General features: G+C 56.4%; 17 protein-coding genes and 2 pseudogenes. 9 read left to right on the top strand and 10 right to left on the bottom strand.

All coding sequences use genetic code 11. The annotated features are described in order from the left end of the window. Positions 1-261: 261 nt before the first annotated feature. The 7 genes and pseudogenes from FZE95_RS16305 to FZE95_RS16335 form a co-directional block, all read right to left on the bottom strand. Positions 262-1,047 (bottom strand): SDR family oxidoreductase, encoded by a 786-nt coding sequence (locus FZE95_RS16305; protein ID WP_150301944.1) that lies wholly within the window; start codon positions 1,045-1,047, stop codon positions 262-264. Between the two features lie 114 nt (positions 1,048-1,161). Beyond that, positions 1,162-1,371: pseudogene (locus FZE95_RS16310) on the bottom strand (PaaI family thioesterase); the annotation flags it as partial. A 205-nt stretch (positions 1,372-1,576) separates the two neighbouring features. After that, positions 1,577-1,888: a con-10 family general stress protein gene (locus FZE95_RS16315; RefSeq protein WP_150301946.1), complete on the bottom strand. Its 312-nt coding sequence runs from the start codon at positions 1,886-1,888 to the stop codon at positions 1,577-1,579. Between the two features lie 243 nt (positions 1,889-2,131). Beyond that, positions 2,132-3,559 carry a uracil-xanthine permease family protein gene (locus FZE95_RS16320; protein WP_150301947.1) on the bottom strand — a complete coding sequence of 476 codons (1,428 nt, stop codon included), beginning with the start codon at positions 3,557-3,559 and terminating at the stop codon, positions 2,132-2,134. A gap of 381 nt (positions 3,560-3,940) precedes the next feature. After that, positions 3,941-4,282: pseudogene (locus FZE95_RS16325) on the bottom strand (SDR family NAD(P)-dependent oxidoreductase); the annotation flags it as partial. Then, positions 4,279-4,689, bottom strand: a complete 411-nt coding sequence (locus tag FZE95_RS16330) for a VOC family protein (protein ID WP_150301948.1) — start codon at positions 4,687-4,689, stop codon at positions 4,279-4,281. The gene FZE95_RS16330 and the pseudogene FZE95_RS16325, both read right to left, overlap by 4 nt. Positions 4,690-4,826: 137 nt before the next feature. Beyond that, a complete protein-coding gene (locus tag FZE95_RS16335) occupies positions 4,827-5,567 on the bottom strand; it encodes an SDR family NAD(P)-dependent oxidoreductase (RefSeq protein WP_150301949.1) in 741 nt (246 codons plus the stop codon). A 161-nt stretch (positions 5,568-5,728) separates the two neighbouring features. On the opposite strand from FZE95_RS16335, the gene FZE95_RS16340 reads away from it, so the two are divergent. After that, the gene (locus FZE95_RS16340; RefSeq protein ID WP_150301950.1) at positions 5,729-6,310 is read left to right on the top strand and encodes a TetR/AcrR family transcriptional regulator; all 582 of its coding nucleotides are present in this window, start codon (positions 5,729-5,731) and stop codon (positions 6,308-6,310) included. A 107-nt stretch (positions 6,311-6,417) separates the two neighbouring features. Here FZE95_RS16340 and FZE95_RS16345 read toward each other — a convergent pair whose 3' ends face one another. Further along, positions 6,418-6,819 (bottom strand): VOC family protein, encoded by a 402-nt coding sequence (locus FZE95_RS16345; RefSeq protein ID WP_150301951.1) that lies wholly within the window; start codon positions 6,817-6,819, stop codon positions 6,418-6,420. Positions 6,820-6,998: 179 nt separating this feature from the next. Here FZE95_RS16345 and FZE95_RS16350 point away from each other — a divergent pair, with 179 nt between their 5' ends. The 6 genes from FZE95_RS16350 to FZE95_RS19815 all read left to right on the top strand — a co-directional run bounded on the left by FZE95_RS16350 (position 6,999) and on the right by FZE95_RS19815 (position 15,930). Further along, positions 6,999-7,892, top strand: a complete 894-nt coding sequence (locus FZE95_RS16350; RefSeq protein WP_150301952.1) for an AraC family transcriptional regulator — start codon at positions 6,999-7,001, stop codon at positions 7,890-7,892. A gap of 486 nt (positions 7,893-8,378) precedes the next feature. After that, positions 8,379-9,845, top strand: a complete 1,467-nt coding sequence (locus FZE95_RS16355; protein ID WP_150301953.1) for a spinster family MFS transporter — start codon at positions 8,379-8,381, stop codon at positions 9,843-9,845. A gap of 415 nt (positions 9,846-10,260) precedes the next feature. Continuing rightward, positions 10,261-11,967: an FN3 domain-containing metallophosphoesterase family protein gene (locus FZE95_RS16360; RefSeq protein WP_150301954.1), complete on the top strand. Its 1,707-nt coding sequence runs from the start codon at positions 10,261-10,263 to the stop codon at positions 11,965-11,967. Positions 11,968-12,522: 555 nt separating this feature from the next. Continuing rightward, positions 12,523-13,677 (top strand): dsDNA nuclease domain-containing protein, encoded by a 1,155-nt coding sequence (locus tag FZE95_RS16365; RefSeq protein ID WP_150301955.1) that lies wholly within the window; start codon positions 12,523-12,525, stop codon positions 13,675-13,677. Continuing rightward, on the top strand, positions 13,674-14,159 hold the full coding sequence (locus FZE95_RS16370) for a hypothetical protein (RefSeq protein ID WP_150301956.1): 486 nt from the start codon (positions 13,674-13,676) through the stop codon (positions 14,157-14,159). Before FZE95_RS16365 ends, FZE95_RS16370 begins: the two co-directional genes overlap by 4 nt. Beyond that, on the top strand, positions 14,149-15,930 hold the full coding sequence (locus FZE95_RS19815; RefSeq protein WP_223825100.1) for a hypothetical protein: 1,782 nt from the start codon (positions 14,149-14,151) through the stop codon (positions 15,928-15,930). The genes FZE95_RS16370 and FZE95_RS19815 overlap by 11 nt, the downstream gene beginning before the upstream one ends. A 553-nt stretch (positions 15,931-16,483) precedes the next feature. Here FZE95_RS19815 and FZE95_RS16380 read toward each other — a convergent pair. Then, positions 16,484-17,935 (bottom strand): alpha/beta hydrolase, encoded by a 1,452-nt coding sequence (locus tag FZE95_RS16380; protein ID WP_150301957.1) that lies wholly within the window; start codon positions 17,933-17,935, stop codon positions 16,484-16,486. A 232-nt stretch (positions 17,936-18,167) separates the two neighbouring features. Here FZE95_RS16380 and FZE95_RS16385 point away from each other — a divergent pair, with 232 nt between their 5' ends. After that, positions 18,168-19,235 carry a BMP family ABC transporter substrate-binding protein gene (locus FZE95_RS16385; protein ID WP_150301958.1) on the top strand — a complete coding sequence of 356 codons (1,068 nt, stop codon included), beginning with the start codon at positions 18,168-18,170 and terminating at the stop codon, positions 19,233-19,235. Positions 19,236-19,286: 51 nt separating this feature from the next. Here FZE95_RS16385 and FZE95_RS16390 read toward each other — a convergent pair whose 3' ends face one another. Beyond that, the gene (locus FZE95_RS16390) at positions 19,287-20,657 is read right to left on the bottom strand and encodes an amidohydrolase family protein (RefSeq protein WP_150301959.1); all 1,371 of its coding nucleotides are present in this window, start codon (positions 20,655-20,657) and stop codon (positions 19,287-19,289) included. A 321-nt stretch (positions 20,658-20,978) separates the two neighbouring features. Between FZE95_RS16390 and FZE95_RS16395 the strand changes: the two genes are divergently transcribed. Beyond that, positions 20,979-22,130 (top strand): isopenicillin N synthase family dioxygenase, encoded by a 1,152-nt coding sequence (locus FZE95_RS16395; protein ID WP_263398691.1) that lies wholly within the window; start codon positions 20,979-20,981, stop codon positions 22,128-22,130. Positions 22,131-22,138: the final 8 nt, after the last annotated feature.

Consider the following 22,138-nt stretch of genomic DNA (forward strand, 5'->3'; position numbering starts at 1 on the left):
TCGAACCCGCGCGCGAGGTATTACCCGGCCTGTGGGTCGGCAAGCACTCCGGCCGGGCGCTGGAACAAATACGTAGAGAGCATCCTTCGATTATTCTCATCGACCCACGCCATCTGGGTAGTTCACGCCATCACAGGCAATCCGAGCGGAGTCATTCGCGGTTTCGTTAGTACGACGCACCCGGCCGCGGCGCCGTCAGCATTCCGGCGTTACGCCAACTCGAGGACGGTAGCGCGTCCGGCAAATGGATGATGCTCTTCCTCAGAAGGTCCCCGGATAGGCCCCGCCATCGATCAACAGGTTCTGCCCGGTGATGTAGCCGCCATGGGCACTACATAGAAACGCACAATACGCCCCAAACTCCTCCGCAGAACCAAACCGCGCCGCCGGTATCGCCTGGCGGCGTGTCTCCGTCGTCGCCTGCAGATCACCACTTGCCTGGCTCGCTGCCTGCAGGGTTTTGTGCAGGCGTGCCGTGTCGAACGCGCCTGGTAGCAAATTGTTCAACGTCACGTTGCGCCCGGCCAGGCGCTGCTGGCGTGCAAGCCCGGCGATGAAACCAGTCAGGCCGCTACGCGCACCATTAGACAGACCCAGAATGTCTATCGGCGCCTTCACCGCGCCAGAGGTGATATTCACCACCCGGCCAAAACCGCGTTCCGCCATGTCATCCACCACAGACTTGATCAGTTCGATGGGCGTGAGCATGTTGGCATCCAGCGCCTTGAGCCAGTCCTCCCGGTCCCAGTCACGGAAATCCCCCGGCGGCGGGCCCCCTGCATTGTTGACCAGAATGTCGACTTGCGGGCAGGCGCTAAGCAAGGCCTGACGCGTCGCAGGCTCGGCAGCGTCGCCAGCGACCGTGACCACCTCGATTGCCGGGAACCGGCCACGCAGCTCGGCAGCGGTTTGTTCCAGGGTGGCGACAGTACGCGCATTGATCACCAGATTAACGCCTTCGCCCGCCAGCGCCTCGGCGCAGCCTTTGCCCAGCCCCTGGCTGGCGGCGCAGACGATTGCCCAGCGGCCTTTAATACCCAGATCCATAATCGGCTCCTTGTTGAATGAGTTATGAGGGTGCGAGCCCGCAAAAAGCACCGGCCCCGGCCCCGGCCTCGTTAGTATCGCGCTGACAGCTCCGATAGCCAGAAAAAACTAACGTTATCCCTTTCGTACCAGCGCAGTCGCCGTAGCAGTAGCAACGGCCTGCCCGCCTCGGCGCTCCACCCTGCCATTGCCACGGATTGCCCCGACTTTTGCCGGCGCATGAAAATTCACGTTCAGGTTTAGAGTCGGCGCGAACTCGCCTTCCCCGAGCGTGGACGCCAGAGCTGGGCCCATTGTGTCGTCGAGCATGGCGGCAAGGAAACCACCCTGGACATGAAGCGGACGTTATTCGGGACCTTGGATATAAGAGAGAACGAAGCTCGCCTGATCTATACACGGACCTCGGCTTGGGTATCAGGGACTAGTAGGTAAGACGAGAGCTAGAGACAGGACAATTTTCGGCTCGACTGACGTTGCGCCAGCGACCATTTGGTAGAAAAAACGGGGGCGGTCACCCCCGTTTAGCCGCTCAGCTGTTGCGGCCGCCGCTGTGGCTATTCTCGCCACCCTTCTTACCGGCTTCCGACGCTTTTTCGCGGTCGTTTGCAAAGTTACCGCCGCTATTCTGACCGCCTTTGTGGCCGGCTTCCGATGCCTTCGCAGGATCATTCGCAAAATTGCCGCCACTGTTCTGACCGCCTTTCTGACCAGCTTCCGACGCTTTCTCGCGATCGTTTGCGAAATTGCCGCCGCTGTTCTGACCGCCCTTCTGACCGGCTTCCGAAGCCTTCTCGCGATCGTTTGCAAAATTGCCTGGATTGCCTTTGGAATCGTTGGTCATGATTACCTCCACATCTAGCCGGGCTACTCGAGTATCAAGCAGCCTCTATTCAGTGGAGGGACTGCAGCGCCAAAAGTTTCCCCGGTTCTTTTAAGTCTGATAAACGGCTCATCAACGAAAAGTGCCATTTATGCAGGCGTTGCTCGAATGCACCTTTAGCTTAGGACTGTCGTTAAGCACCATTGGAGGTCAGTACATACGGCGGCACGCACCAATATCGACCACACCGAGCCCGACGCCTCTTCAATTTACTTGCCGGGCCAGCTCGTTTGCAGGCACCTCAGTAAGCGTTTCCTCGCTCTCATTCGTTTCATTTTCCTCGGCGCGGGGCAGTAGCAGACCAAAGAGAATAGCCAGCAAACCACCCGTGGTGATAGCTGATCCGAAAATGCGCTGCCAAAGATCCGGAAGAAAATTGAGCACCTCGGGCACTAGCTGCACGCCCATCCCCGCGCCGATCGACAAGGCGACACCCAGGATCTGGGCACGGGACAGATTCTGGCTACCCACTATCTGAATGCCAGACACGGCGATCAAACTGAACATGATGAAGGTTGTGGCGCCGAGAACCGGTCTCGGAATGCCTTGCAGGGCAATACCAAGAACGGGTATCAACCCGAGCACAACCAGAATCACCGCGATATAACGGCCGACATGGCGACTGGCAACACCCGTCAGCTGAACCACCCCGGTGTTCTGACTGAAGGTGGTATTGGGAAAGGTGGTAAATATGGCCGCGAGAAGAGAATTCACGCCGTCAGCCAGCACGCCGCCCCGCACGCGCTTGTTGAATAGCGGACCCGATACCGGCTCACCAGATACCCTGGACGTCCCCGTGATGTCTCCTACTGTCTCCAGCGAGGTGATGATGAACATGAAGCCTACCGGTATAAAAGCTACCCAGTCGAAGTGGAAACCGAAAGCCAGAGGCATTGGTATGGCGAAGGCTTGCGCGCCTGAGAAATCCGGCATGGCAAACTTGCCCATGAATACTGCTACTACGCTTCCAACCAGCAGCCCCAGGAACACAGACCCAACCCGCAGCATAGGACGGCCACTCAGCTGGCAAGCCATGACAACCGCAATCACGATTGCAGCCAGACCCATGTTACTACCGCTACCAAAGTCTTCCGCCCCGGCACCGCCGCCTACGTCTCGCAGAGCGACCGCTACCAGACTCATACCAATCAATATCACGATGGTGCCGGCTACCACAGGGGTTATCACTCGGCGCAGCTTCGGTAGAAACCCGGCAATCGCAATTTCTACAAAACTGCCCACAGCGCCAGCGGTGATAAGCGTCGCGAGAACCTGCTGATCGTTGGCACCCCCTTCACGAGCGATCATACCCGCAGTGATGAGGGCAGCCACAAACGCGAAGCTGGTGCCTTGAACACTTAGCAAACCAGAGCCCAGGGGACCGACCTTCTGCGACTGAATCCATGTAGCGATACCCGACACAAATAGCGAAGCGCTAATGAGCATCGGGATATAGTCTTCCAATCCAAGCGTCACCCCTATAACCAGCGACGGAGCGATGATATTTACGAAACCGGCCAGTAGATGCTGAATAGCCGCCAGAGTGGATTCGAAGTGACCCGGTTTGTCTTCCAGACCATAGATTGGACAGACCGGCTGGATTCCGGTGGGCTTACTCTCATCAGGTTTCATGTACAACTGCTCCTTTGTTTGAGGATACCGCCTGCAACGGCATATCAAACAAGGCAAGCACGAATCCTGCCAACTTCACCAAACAGCCCTCTCGGGTGCGTTGGTAAGTGAACCTTGGCGCAGCATACAGAGTTAAGTCGAGGCTAAACGCGGGAATTATGCATCCAGGACCGCCAAGAGACCGCACCGCTGGCTGCCTTCAGCACAGCAATCTCACCGCATCAAGTGGTACTCAGCAGTATCCATGCCCATGGCCGACTGCTCGATCCCCAGACGTTGAAGATCGAAGGGGAGCGGTTGCTGCAGATGGTCCCTGATGGCCGACCACTGATGCCGGAGCGCCTGGACTTTGCGTTCGAAGCACTACCGCAGGCGCACGCCGATGGGCGTGAGCATGTTGGCATCCAGCGCCTTGAGCCAGTCGTCCCGGCCCCAGTCACTGAAATCTCCAGGCGGCGGGCCCCCTGCATTGTTCACCAGAATGTCGACTTGCGGGCAGGCGCTAAGCAAAGCTCGGCGTGTCGCAGGCTCAGCAACGTCACCGGCGACCGTCACCACTTTGATTGCCGGGAACCGGCCACACAGCTCGGCAGCAGTTTGCTCCAGAGTAGTGGCGGTACATGCATTGATCAGCAGGTTGACACCTTCGCCCACCAGGGCCTCAGGCTCTTGCTCGTTGAGCTTTCTGAACTCGACGGCATGCAAAGCCTGGCGCTCGCTCAGGCCGTCACTTGGCAAACGGCCTCCAGATTCACTCCGTCAGGGGCAAGCACATAGGCGGCGTAGTAAGCGGAGTGGTAGCGCGGCCTGATGCCCGGCGCCCCGTTGTCCTGTCCGCCAGCGGCCAAGGCAGCCGCATGGAACGCATGGACGGCCTCATGGCTCTGCGCCATCAGCGCTATGTGCGCCCCGTGGCTGGGGACGGCAGCCTCATGCAGCCAAAGGAATGGCTTTCCCGCTGAACCGAATCCCAGGCGCTGAGGCGTCGACCGCGGAGGTTCGGCCTCAATGCTGACCATCAAGGTGATCCCTAGCGGCTTGAGCGCCAGCTCGTAGAAGAGGCGCGCATGCGACATGTCCGAAACACCAATGCCCACATGATCGATTGCCGATCCAGCAAAATTGCTCATCAGTTAACTCCTGAAATGCCGATCGCTCGGCGGGTTCGCATGGCTCGCAATTCACAGCTTGCGGTGTTGCCAACTGCACGGAGTGGTCGTGTCAGAAGCCAGCTCGACACGCCCACCTGGCAGTCGCTCGGTACCGTTCAGACCTGGGAAGCGCCACCGTCGGCGAACAGCTCGGCGCCGTTGACATAGCTCGACGCATCGCTCGCCAGGAAGAGCGCGGCCTGGCCGATCTCGTGTGCCTGACCGATACGGCCGATTGTGCTCTTTTCCGTAAGGATATCGATTACCTGCTGCGCGTTGTCGGCGAGCATGTCGCGCAGGGACTGAGTTTCCACCGGTCCGGGGCTAAGCAGGTTGATGCGCACACCAGAGCCCTTGATATCCAGAATCCAACTGCGCACCAGTGCTCTCAGCGCCGCCTTGGTGGCTCCGTAGACACTCATACCTGGACCGGGGTTGATCGAGGCGGTCGAGCCGATGACGACCACGCTACTCCCTTCGCCCATCAACGGCAGCGCGCCTTGCACGGTAAAAGTGGTGCCCTTGACGTTCGTCGCAAAGACCCGATCAAAACCTGCTTCGGTGATCGCTCCCAAGGGCTCGAGCTCACCCATCCCGGCGTTGGCGATCAGCACATCGATATGGCCATGAACCGCGCTTATGTGCCTGAACAGCCCGGCAAGGTCGGCAGCGTTCGAGATGTCTGCGCATACGGCGGAGGCGTTTTTGCCCAGGCTGCTCACCGCTTCGTCGAGCTGAGCCTGGCGGCGCCCGGTAATGATCAGAGCGGCGCCTTGGCTGGCGAACGCTTCGGCAATTGCAAAGCCGAGGCCCGAAGAGCCGCCGGTAACCAGAACAACCTTGTTTTTGAATAGCATGAGAAATACCTGTCTGAGTAAGTATGTAGTGAACACTACATACAGCCAGAGCCGCTTGCAATCTATTTAGTGACCACTACAATAGATTGCCTCGAGTGAGTCGCAATTGATCCTGGATGTAGTGATCGTTCCAGTTTTCGTATCCTGTTCAGGAGACCGCCATGAACGAAAAAACCCGTCAGCGCCGCCCCGCCTTCGACCGCGAGCAAGGAATAGCCATTGCACAGGCGCTGTTTCATCAACGTGGTTTCGACGCGGTCAGCCTGTCCGACCTGACCGAGGCCATGAATATCAAGCCGCCGAGCTTCTATGCTGCCTATGGCAGCAAGGCCGAGCTGTTTGAGCGGGCGATGCATCGCTACGCCGATGAGAACGCGCTGCCTGTGGACATATTGCTCGCACCGGATCGACCGCCGGCAGAAGCGCTGACCTCGCTACTGGTTACTGCTGCCAAGCAGTACGGACGCGATAGCGCGTTGCGGGGCTGTCTGATCACCGAGGGCCTGCGCGCGGACGATCCGATCGCCCGAAACATGGCTGAGAAGCTGGGTGACGCCGGCATCCAGGCGATCCGCCGTTACCTTGATCAGGTCCGTCCGGATGCCGCGCAGGCTCTGGCAGACTATCTGCTGGTTACCCTGCGCGGGCTGTCGGCGGCGGCGTGCAGTGGCATGTCTTGCGAACGCCTGGTAGACGTGGCGCAGACCGCCGGGAAAGTGATTTCCTCTGAGCTCGAGCAATAAACGACACCGCTAACAATTTCTCGGCGATTGAAGGTGTCAAGCCTGCGGCTATATATGCGGCCGCCATGCGTCCTGGGTAGCCCGTCGTGCCATAGATCATTAAATTTTCATTGGGCGTGCTGCCAGTTCTTGTAAACAAATTCCAGGCTGTAGCCATCCGGGTCCAGGACATTGGCGGCATAGTAATTCGGGTCGTAGTGCAGACGCGCCCCCGGTGCGCCGTTGTCGACCGCCCCATGGGCCAATGCAGCCGCATAGGCGGCCTCAACTTCGGCTTTGCTGTTTGCCACAAAGCCAACGTGCACAGCTCGCCCTTCAACTTCACCCTTGCGCAACCAGAAGAACATCCGGCCATGGGCACCAAAGCCCTTCAGGTCCGGATGCCCAGGCGGGCCATCTTTGCCATCGAAGTCCAGGCGCGCGGTGATACCAAGGGGCATCAAGGCCCCCTCGTAGAATTGGATGGAGCGCTCAATGTCACTCACAGACAAAAATATGTGATCCAGCACGGCAAAGTCCTCGATTGTTCAGATGATGTAACCGCCCGCGACCTCAATGGTCTGAGCGTTGATCCACGCGTTCCAGACTAAGGGGCATCGTCATCGCGAGCGCAGCCGTTCCTACTCGAAACCTGCCTGTTTCTGCTTTTTACTTGCACTGCACCTGCCCTCCATTCAGCATGGCCAATATGAATAACCAGCTGAATGAACTTCGCGTTCTAGCTGCCAAGGCCGAGAACCGCCGCACAGAGACGGGAATTCCGCGCGTCGCCATGGTTCAGGGAAAGGTTCCTGAGCACATGCTGGCAGCGGTCTATGACCCGATGATCAACCTGATCCTGCAAGGCAGCAAAACCATGACAGTGGGCGACAGCACGCTGCGATATGACCCGGCGACCTATTTCGTCATGTCCGTCGATTTGCCGGCGGTCGGTACGGTGCACTCTTCTGCATCAGGCGATCCCTACTTGGCGGTCAGCCTGACGCTCGATCCCGCCGTGTTATCCACGCTGCTCGCAGACTTGCCCAAACCTGCCGGACGCAACGAAAGCGACCCTGGTTTCTCGGTAGCCGCCGTTACGCCCGAGCTGATGGATGCCTGGGTGCGTATGTTGCGGCTGATGGATGACCCTGAAGCCATCGCAGCGCTCGCTCCCGCGTATGAGCGCGAAATTTTGTTCCGCGTACTGCAAGGCCCCCTTGGATGGATGCTGCGGGAAATCGCGGCCCCGGATACCGCCATGGCCCGGGTAAATCTCGCCATCCAGTGGATTCGCCAGGAGTTTGCCGAACCCATCAGGGTTGAAAGCCTGGCGCAGAAAGCCGCAATGAGCGTCTCGGCCTTTCACCGTCACTTCAAAGCAGTGACTACCCTGAGCCCGCTGCAGTATCAGAAAAGGGTGCGTTTACTCCAGGCTCGGATGCTCATGGTAAGCAGCGGAAAAAGTGTCACGGCCGCAGCTTTCGAAGTGGGCTATGAAAGCCCGACGCAATTCAGCCGGGATTATGCGAGGGTATTTGGCCTTCCTCCTGCCAGGGATGCAGTAAGAATTCTGGGGGAAACGAAGGCATCCGGAAACTAACGGGTGAGGGGACACGAAAATCCCCATGAGGCTTTAGTTTGCCTATCATCAGCGACAGGCGGCGATCGGCCAATAAGCGGACGTCTGAATCGTCAGCGTATGCTCCTTGGCTGAGTTTCAGCAACGCGCCGCATTGCCGCATTAATGATACGTTGCCATTTGCTCATGGATTGCTGTCAGGTATCCATGATTGCTGTTTGGCTCGCGCGCCAGGCCGCTCAGCTGCTGCGCCGTTGTGTCACGCGTCGAGGTGATGCTCATGATTCCCCGAGTTCTGGTATTCATCCCCTGAATATGGCTCGCGACAGATCCAAAGATTCTGTGCGGCGCCGTACCCACGATGTCACTATACCGGCCGGGCTCGACTTGCCGCAAAGGACTCTCGCCTGTTCTCAAGGCCAGCCAGGCACCGCCTGGAGCAAGTGATCACAAGGTGCGATTACAGTCCGCGTATATCTTTAACAACGTACTTAGAAGGGGTTGTCCATGAGTGCCATCACTGCCAAAGATGGGGGGACGCAAGGCCATTTGGTTGGCTACGGCTCCAAGGCGTACCGCAATTATGTGCTATTCGCGCTGACACTGATCTACATCTTGAATTTCGTCGACCGCGCGCTGCTTGCGGTCGTCGGTCCCGATCTGGTGCCGGACCTCGGGATTTCCGACACTCAGTTCGGGCTTCTCACTGGCTTCGGCTTCGCCCTGCTCTACACAGCCGTGGGCATCCCGCTAGCGCGCTTTGCTGATGTCGCCCATCGCGTATGGATAATGACCGTCTGCGTAGCCCTGTGGTCGGTGATGACGGCGCTCTGCGGCCTGGCGACGGAAGTCACCATTGGCTCGGTGACCATCGGCGCGTTCTGGATTCTGCTGATGTGCCGCGTCGGTGTGGGTATCGGCGAGGCAGGCTGTACGCCACCGGCCAACTCCCTGATCGCGGATTATTTCATTCCGCGTGAACGATCCCAGGCGCTGGGCTTCTACGCCATGGGCGTAACACTCGGCACCATGTTCGCCAACATAATTGGCGGTTGGGTTACCGACATGTTCGACTGGCGCACCGCCTTTTTCGTCGTCGGTTTGCCGGGCTTGCTGGTCGCCCTTGTTTTCAAATTGACGGTCAAGGAGCCGCCGCGCGGCTACACCGATCCGCAGCAAGCCGCGCAAAAAGAACGAGCCAGCCTGGGCGAGGCTATCCACGAGCTGATGGGCAAGCCTGCTTTCTGGCTGATGACCGCCGGCGCCACCATTGCCGCTTTCTGCGGTTACGGTATCTCCTCGTTCCAGTCGCTCTTTCTGGTCCGCACCTACGAAATCACCGCCGGTCAGGCAGCGATCTGGATCAACACGCCGGTAGCACTGTCCGCGGCCGTTGGCACCTTCGCCACCGGTTGGCTAGCGACCAGGATTTACAAGAAGCACCCGGGCGCCATCGCCTGGGTACCGGCGGTGGGCCTGGCATTGTCGGTTCCTTTTTATATTTTCGCCTTTACCACCGACAATCTGCTCTACGCTGCAATCGGCCTGGTCATCGGCGGCTTTGTGAAGTACGGCTATCTAGCCGCTCAGTACACGATCGGCCAGGGCGTGGTAAGCATGCGTGTGCGCGCAATGGCCACGGCAGTGATGCTGCTTCTCGTTAACCTGTTTGGCTACGGCTTCGGTCCGCTGTTCATTGGCGCAATCTCCGACATCTTTTTCAAGTCCGGCGTCGCCGAGCTCGGGGTTGCGGCGGGCGAACTGGCGCGAAATCAGTGTCACCCCGCCGTAATCGGTCAACTGAACCAGAACCTGCAGGACGTCTGTGGACAGGTCTACGCACAAAGTCTGCAAACCTCCATGATCATAATGGCCTGCTTGTACTTCGTCAGCGCTCTGTGCTTCCTCTTGACCTGGCGCCGGCTGGGCAAGGATATGCTGGACAGACAGGTTACAAAACCGGTCACTCCATAAGTGGCTAACCAGAGGGCGCATTGCGCCCTCTTTTTTTGCGCTTAAAAGAGTAATTGGGGGCATCATCTGACCCCTATTTTGTGCATTGTCATTGGGGCAGTTAGGGTCTGCTGACTCAGTCCACTTTCGGCCAGGAACCGACCTCGGCAAGCGGAATCTCATGCCAGACCATGAAGGCCCACCTCATTAAGCCACTGATTACAGTGAGTACGATGGCGCTTTGCTGGGCGAACGTGCTGGCCCACGGGAAGCAGACATACCCATCCGTTGCACGCGCGGTCATAGACCGCAGGCGCCAACGCCGTCACTTCCAGGGCCAACCCGCTCGTGTCTCTACTTCGCCACTTCACCGCAATATCAATGTCATGCACTGCCGTTATGGTCTGCGCTTCCATCTCAGATGCTGAAGGCAGTCATGAAGATATTTCAGTTGGCTTTACTTGCCGGGCTCGCGCCTGCTTTTCTCGTTGGGTGTCTGGACAGCTCGTCGTCATCCTCGACCACCGCCCCGCCCGCAGCAGATGGCTCCGTAGGAAATCCTGCGACCGAGACCTCGCGCTTCCGCGTCCAGCCGTATTTGCAACACCCTACTGAGTCCGCCATCAGCGTCGTGTGGTTTACCGATTCAGAGGTCCCCGGTGAGCTGAAGGTAGAGGGCGTGGGCACTTTTATCTCAGAACCCGTACTCGCTGAAAACCTCGGTTATGGAGAGGTCGAGGTGGCCTATATTCACGGCGAGACCAATTTCAGTGCCACGCACGCAGATGTCCCTGCAGACGCGGCGCCTGCGCTGCCATATCGGCACCATGTTCGGGTAGAAGGACTGCAGCCAGGGACTGAGTATGCATACTCGGTATCGCAGCCAGGCAACGATGTCTTGAGTGCAACACTGGCCACCGCCCCAGCGCCTGGCGCTCGCGCCAATGTGAGGTTTCTGGCCATGTCGGATATGGAGACCGAGCCGGAGTCGACCAATAAAACGGTGGCCTGGTCTGCCAGTAGCGTCATGTCAGGCGGCGACAAGCTTGGCACAGAACCAGGCACTGAAAGCCGACAGTACCCAGTGGATCAAACAGACGGGTTCCGCGCCAATCTCAATTACGCTTCGTCTCGCGGCCCTGACTTCTGGTTGATAGCGGGCGACCTCGTTGAGAAAGGTGGCCGTCAGTTGGACTGGGACGAATTCTGGCGCCATACCGCCGGTGAGTGGGGCGGTATCGCTTCGAGTACCCCAATTTTCCCGGCGCTGGGCAACCATGAGAATTACTGGCATCCAGAGGGCGGCGGATACACTACTGCTGCGGCGACCCTGTCCTACGACAAATGGAACAGCTACTGGGAGCTGCCGAGCAACCAGGCGGGCGACAGTCGCCATCAAAAACGTTATTACCGGGTCGACTACGGCCCGGTAACAGTCGTCACCTTAGACTCATCAAACGGAGACGACAGCGATCCGGCACGCGACACCAACTTGTTGCTCAACGGCGCGGAGGCCCGTATTCCCGATTTCAACCGCAACAGCGAACAGTGGAACTGGGCCGTACGAGAACTTGCCGACGCCCAGGCCCAGGGTCAGGTTATTTTTGTACAGTTCCATCACACTGCGTTTGGCACAGGCGTCCACAGTTTGATGTCGGGGTCGGCGGGCATCGCCAATAACGAGGACAACCAGTCAGGCATGCCCATGCGTGTCTATCACGAGTTGTTTACACGTTACGGCGTGACCGGCGTGATATCGGGGCACGACGAATTGCTCGAGTATGTCGAGCTTGACGGTGTGCACTACTGGGATGTGGGTTTCGCAGGCGATGGTCTACGCGGCCCCGGCTACTACCCGACCACCAGCTACGTTCCTTACGACCTATTGCCACCCGAGGCGCAGGCAAGCCATTGGAGCGCCCACGGTGACGCCCCGGAGCAATGGAATGGAAATCAATTGGTCGACGGCGGCAAGCATTACGGCTTCATGGAGGTCGATGTCCGCCCAAAGGGTGAGTACGACTATGAGGTCGTCATGACGCCTCGGTACGCTTTCCCGCTAATGAATGCCGAAGGCGAGGCTACCGGAGAATTCGATTACCGCCAGTACAACAAGGTCGTGCGGGTTGATGTGAATCGCTGAAGAAAAGTTGCCGCCTTTCGAGGCGGCGGCTTTGGCCGTTACCTGCCCGTCGGTACAGGCTGCTATCGGCCAAAAGCAGCCTTTCAGGGCGGGGCAGAAACGGACCTCTGACAAACACCTACTCGTCTTAAATACGATCCCAGACGGCGAACAGCACACCGGCACGATCAGGGGGCTGCGGTTTCTTGCCAAGTACAAGGCACCGGACAGTGCCAACATAATCATCTATCACACAGAGTGAGTAGATTGTGTGCGGCAACCTAGATCGCCCAACATCGTTTACTGATGGCAATCAGCCGCATATGATGCACTAACTGAAAGAACATCAGCCCCAAGGGCCTTAGCAATGGAAGCTAATTCTGAATATCTGCGCTCACGACATCGCGCTACTCAAGCCCGGCAGCTTGTTGCTATCGCGATCACATCCGAACACGCCCCTCCCCTCACTAAATGCCATGTGTGCCGCCGAACCGTTTGGGGGGCACGCAACTGCAGCGCTTCTCAACCGTTCAGAACAGCCGGCTCCAATCCGACAAAGAACGCTGAGCGCTATTTATGAAACTTCATGAGGTTAAGGCTCGCGAGTTGAACGGTAGAGATACCATTCACCGATTTAAGGCCCAGTTCAAAGCCGCAAGCCTAGAATGCTTAGCACTCCTCGAAGACTGCGCCATTGAACGAGTCTTTTGCGACTACCACGAAGATTACGTGGTCAAGTTTGTGGACGGCGGGGAGATTTACTACCGCTTCGTACAGGTCAAAACAAAGACAAAGCAGAACCATCTTTACAATATCCTAGAGATATTTGGCATCAAGAAAACCAAAAAAAACGGCCACGATTTACCCAACAGCTTTGCCGGCAAGATGTTGTTACACGTAGATAACTTCGGTGACACCTGCCACTCTCTCGTCATCTTAACTAACATCAACTTCGACGATGATGTCGAAGGGTTGGTCAACGACGCACAATCCGGCAATGTTGTATCCAAACACACGGCAACGCTCATAACTGAAACTAAAGATCTTGTACCAAGTCTGGCAGCAAAGACCGACAAAGAAGTTCTCGACTTCCTGTCCCACCTAAAGCTAGCGCCTCGCCAGCAAATTTTGAACGATGAGGACGATAACTTCGTTTCAAGCGCACATAGTCAAATTTACAAATACAGTGAAATCAATTTAACTCCGAAAGAGGTTCGGCTTCTGATCATTCAGCTTCTATCACTAATAGAAAGCAAATCATCAGAAGAAATAAAGGACAGCATGACCGAGGATATGCTTAATGATAAAGCGAGTGTGACCCTCGATGACATGCTCGACATCCTTGCCATTTCTCGCCCGGCCTATTATCTCCTCAGAAATGGCGGCGACCCGAACGCTATTAAAAGCGTTTCGATTCTTCAGCGCGTATTAAAGCGAAACAACTATAAAGAAGAAACGCTTAACTCGTTTGCAAACTTCAAGTCGCAGTGGGAAACCTGGTATCGAGTTAACAGGCACACAATCCAAGAGCTAAAACTACTTGAGCTGATGGATGAAATAACAAGTCTGACAGACAATCTGGCTGTCGGAAAAATAGACATGAAGACAATAACAGGCGCGGTCGTCAAACTCACAACTAATCTTCGCATGCTATTAGACCGCAATGACCTAACTGAAGAATTAGTTTTTGGAGCCGTACTGTCTGAAATCGTGAAAGGAGAGTCTTCATGAATTTCCGTGAAGCTGTGGCTGCAGCAAGCACTGAGTCCCAAAGTCTTAATTTCTCGTACTCGCCAAGAAACAGGTCTGACGTTTTGGGTAATGAGACTTTATTTCATATCCCATTAATTGCACTGACCATAATTTTACTCGCACGTAGCCAAGCAAAGCCTAAACGTAACGACATTGGCATGCTGGTTGGGCAGTGTTTTGAACAGAGTATTGCCAGTTTCAAGGGTTCAACGCAGGAACTAGGTTGGTCTGCGAACTTAAGAGTAAGAACAATTAAGGCGCTGACATTCTTGGAAGACGCTGGAATGGTCGCCGTTAACAAACACAACTCTCGGATCGATGCCACAGAGCCTGGCAAGAAATTCATAGACAAAGTTATGAGCGAAGAAAGCCACCTTTGCGTGGCGCTCTTAACCATCAAAAGATCATATAGAAATATCTGCAAGGAACGAGACATCGAGGCCAAACTAGATGAAATTTGAATCACTACAGTTCTTTGCAAGCCAAGGTGGTGGATGGGCCTCTCAAGAGCTGAGGTTTGGTAAATCTGTTACTCAGCTATTTGCCCTTAACGGAAGTGGGAAAACACCGCTAATCCAATCCATCATGTTTTGTCTCGGATTAGACGTTCAGTTTCGTGAAGACATCATTCGGAATACTGGAAAGGTCGTCCTGCGAGTAAATATAAACACTAACTTATTTTCCTTTGAGCGGAAGGTAGGAGAGAAATACGACATCACCGTTAGCAGCGACGGCAGAACTATCAATCGCTTCTATAACGATGAAGACTTTTCCAGGTTCATGCTGGGCATCTTAAACCTAAGGTCTGAGCGTCTGACTACCAATAGTAACACCGCTACAATTCCGTTTTTCTCGGCGATACTGCCATTATTTTATCTAGACCAGGACACCGGTTATTCGGACTATTACGTTCCGCCGCGACATAACTTTATTAAAGCTCAGTATTCCGAAATGATTCGCCTAGCCGTGGGCCTCCCTGCCAGAAGCTCATTCGACGCGGCCAAAAAGACGATCAATCTAAAAAAAGAGCTCGACTACCTGGATAAGACTATCACAGATAGCCGTAAGCTTATGGAGAGGCTGCGACAAGACCTCCCAGCCGCTACACGACTTGAAGCAGATATTGAGCGTGATATTACCTCACTCAAAGCTCGTCTTGATGAGTTGAAGACGACCAAGGACATTAAAAGCGAGACATTAAATAGCTTCGACTTCTTGATTACCGATCTTCGTCGCCAGCACCGAGAGATGGCCTCACAGCATATAACCCTAGAGTCGAGGATTCGCAGTTCGTCTCAAATACGAGATGAGATCGACAGCGAAATCGAGACCCTCGATTTGAATGAAGAAGCTCGCCGTGCATTCATTTCTTTTAGCGAAATATGCACAACACCCTCGTGCGGGATGTTTCTCGTCAGCTCTGACTCGTATGGCAAAAGCCTGCTTTATCTCAAAGATCAGCTGAAAGACCTCGAAGCCGTGACCGTCGCGAAAATACAGCAGGCTGAAGCTCTGCAGACCAAGATGACTTGGCTAGAAGGACAAATCGCTGATCTTTCCGCAAAGAGAGGGATTGCAGAGCGCGAAGCAGGGATTGAGATGTTCATTGAGGCGATCAGTAAAATTGCCTCCGAACTCTTCGAGTTAGAGCTCGAAAAAGGTCAACAACAGAAATACAAGAGCCAAGAAGGTAAGCACCTCGAACTGCTGAATCGGCGAGAGGCGGTTCAAAACGAGCTAGAGTCTCTCGGAAAAACCAGAGAGCAATCTCCGGATGTAATGCGATTCAAGCTCGCGTTAGCCGAGAAAATGGCCCGTTGGCTCGACATCCTAAACTCCAAGAACATCTCCAGAGAGATCCAGATCGACAGTGATCTGAAGCCAATTCTTGGCTCTGAGAAGCTTGGGATCATCAAAGGAAGCTCTAAGGCTCGTACGGTGCTAGCATTCCACGCTGCGCTATTTGAAATCTGCACCGGCAATCCAACCTCGCCCTTCCGAACATTGATATTTGATACCCCTCGGCAGCAGGAGATTCACTCAGAGGATCTGGATGCGTACATCAAAGAGCTCAAAGTAGTGGCTCTAAAAAATAACGCTCAGGTTATCTTCTCGACTACCAGCTACCGCTTCGAGATCGACCCGGCGACGGATGAAGAATGGCTTCCAAAGTTCGGTGGTTTTGAACAGCCAATGTACCTCGGATACTTCAATGACATTCTGGACTCATAGTCTTCAGTTCTCCGAACTGCTACAACAGTACGGCCTATCCACCCCTCACTGTACAAGGTGCTCCACGACAGCTTTGGTTCAGCTTCTCAGCTTTATCGGCCAGGTTGCTCTTTATGAAGAGAGTAGTTCAGACGCGACCTTGAATCGCCCGTTAGTTTGTCGACGCTCAATGGCTGCTTTTGGCCGATAGCAGCCTGTACTGACCGGTGGCTATAGGCGAAAAGCGGCCGGTTTGAAAAAAAACTGTCCCCCTTCTTTGCCGCAAGAGTCGTTAAGACCAGTCGAAGAGCAGCACCGCGAAAGCGCCGACCGCAAGGCCTCGGCCCATCTTACGGCTCATCTCACAAGGCAGCTCTCTCACAAAGGCACTGAACGCAACAGCTCGGGTAGAACGTTGCTGAGCGACGACGCCCGCGGCGAGGTCGTGCAAGGATCCCGCGAGCGGAATTTCAATCAACGTTCGCAGATCAGTAAGGCCGAGCTAATCAGGGCGCTAAGCTGAATGCAAACCGCCCCGCACAAAGGCGGGGCGGCAGGTGCAACACTTTAATGCTCAATCCTGCACGAAATCATTGAAGGTCAATGAAATCCGATGTTCGGACGAGGCCCAGTTGGGTACGTTGAGCTGCTGTTTGCGCTCGGTATCGCCGCGCGGGCTGCTGACGATGCTGATGTAACCATCCGGGTCCGGATCGCCAGGCATGAACACATCCGCACCGGTCTGGAAGATCTGCGCGTGGAAATAGGCCAGCAGTGCACCGGTGGTCTCCCGCGGCGTCGCGACGTCGTCATGCACATGGATGCCGATGTTACCGTTGCCCATCTCCGGGGTTATCAAATTGAATACGGGTTGGTCGCCCTGCAGCGGGCTGACGGTCGAGATCTCCAGAATGTCTGTCTGCTCACCATTGTCCACATACCACTCCAGATCACGTGAGATGACCAGCGCCGCATGTTCGGGACCTGAATTGGTGTTGGCCTCGATCTCCGACCCGGCAGCAGAGGTATTGAACCGCACCAGTTCCGATGCGCGCAGGAATGGCTGCCGATAGAAGTGATGCGTGGCGCGATCCGGCCGCTGCAATTCGAATTCGTAATGTGCGCCGGTCACAAGATCCACCGGCCCCCACTCCCCTGTCGCATCGATAGCGAAGCTATCAAGCGGCTCGTTGGCCAGCCTCTCTCCGCTATCGGAATCGATTTCCCAGACTCGAAGCGTGCTGCCATTTGCGCCCTCGTTCGCCGGGAAGTACACCGCTCTGCCCGAGATGGCGACTTCGCCCTCCTCTACCACGATGTCCGTCGTGGTCGGCTCCTGCCCGGTGAAGAACTCGAACTGCGCGGCAAAGGATGCGGCGGATGTCGCCGCCTGGACGTGGGTCTCGTCCGGAAGGTGTACGTTATTGGGTCCGATCGTGCGCTCGGGATCGACGAAGATGCCCAGGCAGGGCGCGCGCCAGCCCTCTTCGCCCGGGCAGGTAGTATCCGGGCCCGTGCCGCCTGCGCCATCCAGAGCGACATAGGCATTAACCTTGGCGGCACGCTGCTGATCATTGAGGTAATGGCCACAGACGGCTGTACCGAGGGAATGACAAGCGATATTGACCTTGTCGGCACTATGCTCGGCCAATACACGCTCAATATGCGCATCAAGCGCTTCGCTCAACGCGCCGTCTCGCGCCGCGAGAATGATGGGCAGTCCATTGGTGCTGTATTCGAAAGCCGACACGTAATCCGCAGAATAGCCATTGCTATCAAATCGCATGGCCTGCGTCTGATACTGGGACGCCGACCCCGCGGTTCCGTGCACGAAAACGAGCGGCCGCAATACCTCGGCGGGGAGCTCTGGGATCGTCGGACTGTCAGGCGGCAGAACCGGGTCAGGAGCCCTGCTTGAACTGCTGGAGCTGTCGAGACAGCCCGAAAGTCCGACAGCACCAGCGAGACATAAGGGGAAAATGAGCAGCTGCCGCACCGACAGCCTCGTAGCTAAGAATGGTTTCATGGCAATAGTTCCGTTTTATTATTGTTGATCTAATGAGCCTTCTGGCTCACATCAGAGACTATAGTCAAAGAATGCATTACCTGAGAGCCAGCTCTCGTTTCTGATTATCTTTTCCTTGGTCCTCCCCCAAACAACTTTCCTGATCAATTGGCCAGCTTTTTGCTTGAGCTTATGCGAGTGCGAATCGCCGAAAGCGAATGGCATGACCAAAACAGATATCAGGAGATGTGCGATGAGCTTGAAGCAGAAACTGGCCTTAGCGGCTGCGTTGGCTTTTTCGACCCAGGTGCTGGCGGATGATCCACTGAAAATTGGCTTCGTATATGTCGGCCCCATCGGTGATCACGGATGGAGTTATCAGCATGATCAGGGTCGGCTCGCGGTTGAAGAACATTTCGGCGAGGCGGTTCAGACCACTTACGTAGAAAATGTGAACGAAGGTGCGGATGCAGAGCGTACGATCCGTCGCCTGGCCCAGGCCGGCAACGACCTGATCTTCACTACGTCTTTCGGATTCATGAACCCCACCGCGCGCGTGGCGGCGGACTATCCGGACAAGACCTTCATGCATGCCACCGGCTACAAACAGGCCGACAACCTTGGCACCTACCTGTCTGTCACCTACGAGGGCCGCTATGTCACGGGCACTGCGGCGGGTCTGGTAACCGAGTCGGATACCATCGGCTATATCGCGTCCTTCCCTATTCCTGAAGTTATCCGCGACATCAACGCCACCTACCTCGGCGCGAAGGCGGTCAATCCTGACGTTGAGATGAAGGTGGTGTGGGTAAATACCTGGTTCGATCCGGCCAAGGAAGCGGATGCGGCTAATACACTGATGGATCAGGGTGTCGACGTGATCGTTCAGCATACCGACAGCCCTGCGCCGCTGCTCGCGGCGAAGAAACGTGGCAAGTGGGGCGTGGGTCAGGCCTCTGACATGAGTCACTTCGCACCCGAGGCGCACCTGCTGTCAGTGGTAAACGATTGGGGCCCTTACTACATCAAACAGGTCCAGGCCGTTATGGATGATACTTGGAAATCAGAAGATTACTGGGGCGGCATCTCGGACGACGTGATCAAGATCGCAGCGATCAGCGACCGCTTGACCGAAGCGCAGCGCACCCAGGTGGATGACCTCGTCAAGTCGATCGGTAGCGGCGAATTCCACCCTTTCAGCGGCCCTCTGAATAACCAGGCTGGCGAGCTGAAGGTGAAGGAAGGCGAGCATCTGAGCCAACAGGAACTGGCTGAGATGAACTGGTACGTCGAAGGCATTGACGCCACTATCCCGCAGTAACGCTGTTGTATCCCCAAGACCCCGGCGCTTGCGCCGGGGTCTTTCTGGTTATCAGGATGCCAGCAGCTGAGCCACGGATTCTTTTACGCGGGCAGTGAGTTCTTTCTCATCCAGCCCGAGCACCTCGCCCCCCGCTACCACTGCCCGCCCTTTGACGAAGCTATGCTTTACCGATGCCGGCTCGCCGCACATCAGGGGTGCCATCAATGGGTAATGCACGCTGGCGAAGCGCGGCCGATTGATGTCGTAGAGCACCAGATCGGCGTCCATTCCGACGGCAATCTCACCAACGCTATGCAAACCCAATAGCTCGGCCCCGTTACGGCTGCCCCATTTCAGAACGTCTTCCAGTGATGTTGCTTCCGGACCGTGCAAGGCGCGGTGGATCAGCCATGCAAGATTCAGCTCCTGAAGCATTGAGCCCGACTCCGCCGAGGCCGATCCATCCACGCCCAGTGTGATCTTTACCCCGGCAGCCTGCATTGCGTGCACTGGCGCGACACCGCTGCCCAGCCGGCAATTGGAGGTCGGGCAATGCGATATGGCAGTGCCCGTTGCGGCCAAGCGTGAAATGGCGTGCGCATCGCAATGCACCAGATGCGCGTACCAGACATCCTGTCCCAGCCAGCCACAGTCCTCCGCATGATCAATGGCGCTCTTACCGTATTTCTGGCGTGCCTGCTGCTCGTCAAAACCTACCTCCAGCAGATGCGAGTGCATGCCCAGACCGAACTCGCGAGCATAGGCAGCCTGCGCTTTGAGGCCATCCACCGAACTCGAATGGATCAGGCTGGTAGGCGCCACCACCAGCTTGCGCATGGCGTCCGGTCCGGGTTGGTGATAACGGCTCCGGGTATGCTCAAGGCGGTTCAGAACCTGGTCGAGTGATTCCGGCTCGATGCCATGCTCAAGCATGCCCTGGTGCGTGCCCGCCTCCGTCGCACTGCCGCGACATAACACCAGACGGATGCCCAGTTCTTCAGCCGCTTGCCAAACAGCGTCCTCGAGTTCGGGTGTAGTGGTTGAGTGGTACAGGTAATGGTGATCGGCGCAGGTGGTCGCGCCCGAGCGCAGCAGCTCGTACAGCCCCAACCGTGCAGCGTGATACATCAGTTGCGGCGTGACCTTGGGCCAGAAGCGATAGGGTACGGAGCCGAGCCAGTCGCCGAGGTTCTGGTTCAGGCCGGCTGGCACGCCCTTCATGATGGACTGCGCCAAATGGTGGTGCGTATTGACCAACCCAGGCCACACCACACAGCCACTGGCGTCGATAATCTGTTCAGGTTCTGCGCCAGGCAACAGCCCAATGCCCATCTCGGTTATTCGGCCGTCGCGGATGCGGATGTCGCCCGCCGTGGCAGTACCGCCGGTGGCATTTCCATGGTTAAAGCACGCCTCGGCATTCTTGATCAGGTAAGACATGAATCACTCCTGTTTTCCAATCGACGAGCAATGTCCCGGAGCAAGCCTCCTGACCGCTTCTACTCAGCTAGTTGCACACATCGTAAGTGCAATTTCCTTTCCAACTGCGGTGGCGCGTTACCCACCAGATCCTGCGAGCCACAGACCAACAGGTCCTTCTGATGGAGCAAATTTGGTGCAAGCGGTCAGCTTTTGCTCCCTTCGGGTGCGCGACGTCGGCCCTCTTTTTATCAATTGGGCGGTTGAAAGCGCTGGGCAAGGCTGAAAGGGATTTGGCCTGATTCATGCTTTCTGATCGAGGCGGATCTTCGGATCCCGAGCTTGAGTAGAAGCTGGCAGGGCGAAGCCCAGGTCATTGCTCAGTTATGGTCGGTGGCCACAACGGTGCAGGAATTCCCCTCCCCTTTGCAGGCCTCCGCTGCCCTCACCCACCACGGGTGCTACTCGGAGAACATCATGGTTAATACCCCTACCCAGGAATACGGACTCAAAGAGCTTCAGCTGGAAACCACTTTTGGCGGCTTCGGCGTGGAAACGGCGGGAGAAATCCCGATGATCGACCTGACCGATTTTGATAGCCGGCGAGAGGAGATCACCGATCAGTTATGGAGTGCTGCCACGGAGGTGGGCTTTTTTCAGCTGGTGAATCACGGTTTGCCCTCGGAACAGATCCACCGGGCATTCCGGTTATCCGAAGCCTTCTTCGAGTTACCGAGTGAGCAGAAAGCAGCCTTTGCGCTCAAGAAGGGCCTGAATACCGGATGGGAATTCATGTCACAGGTGCGCCCTTCTACCCGCACCGCGGATCAGAAGGAATCCTTCCAGATCACCCTGCCGCATATGAATGATCTATGGCCCAATCAGACTGCCGTACCGGAATTCCAGCGGGTGATGCTGGATTTTGAGTACCGGTCCTGGCAGATCGGCATGCAGGTGCTGTCGTGTTTCGCCGAGCGACTGGGCTTCGAGCGCGATTTCTTTACCCAGGCGCATGACCGCTCCCGAGCGGAATACCAGAGCACACTCCGCCTGCTGCATTATCTGCCCCTGCCCGAAGACGAGCTCGATGCCAGTCTCTGGCGGGCAGGTGCGCATACCGATTACGACTGCCTTTCCATGGTGTTCCAACAGGAGGGCCAGGGCGGATTGCAGGTCAGCCCCGGCAAGGACGCTGAAGGTGCCGGCGATAACCGGGTGTGGCATTCGGTCATCCCGCATGAAGGCGTGATCACCTGTAACGTCGGCGATATGTTGATGCGCTGGAGTGATGACCAGCTCAAGTCGACCCTGCACCGGGTACGCATGCCCAAGCCAGGCGAATACCGCGGGCCACGCTACAGCCTCGCGTTCTTCTGTCAAGCGAACAAGGATGTGATGATTCAGGGCCCGGCGGGCAAGTACGAACCGATCTCCGCGGCGGACTATCTTCTGCAAAGGATTCAGGCGAACTTCGCAGAAAAAGCCAAACCCTGATGTGTTGA

The sequence above is a fragment of the Pseudomonas profundi genome, assembly GCF_008638305.1.
Taxonomy (GTDB): domain Bacteria; phylum Pseudomonadota; class Gammaproteobacteria; order Pseudomonadales; family Pseudomonadaceae; genus Halopseudomonas; species Halopseudomonas profundi.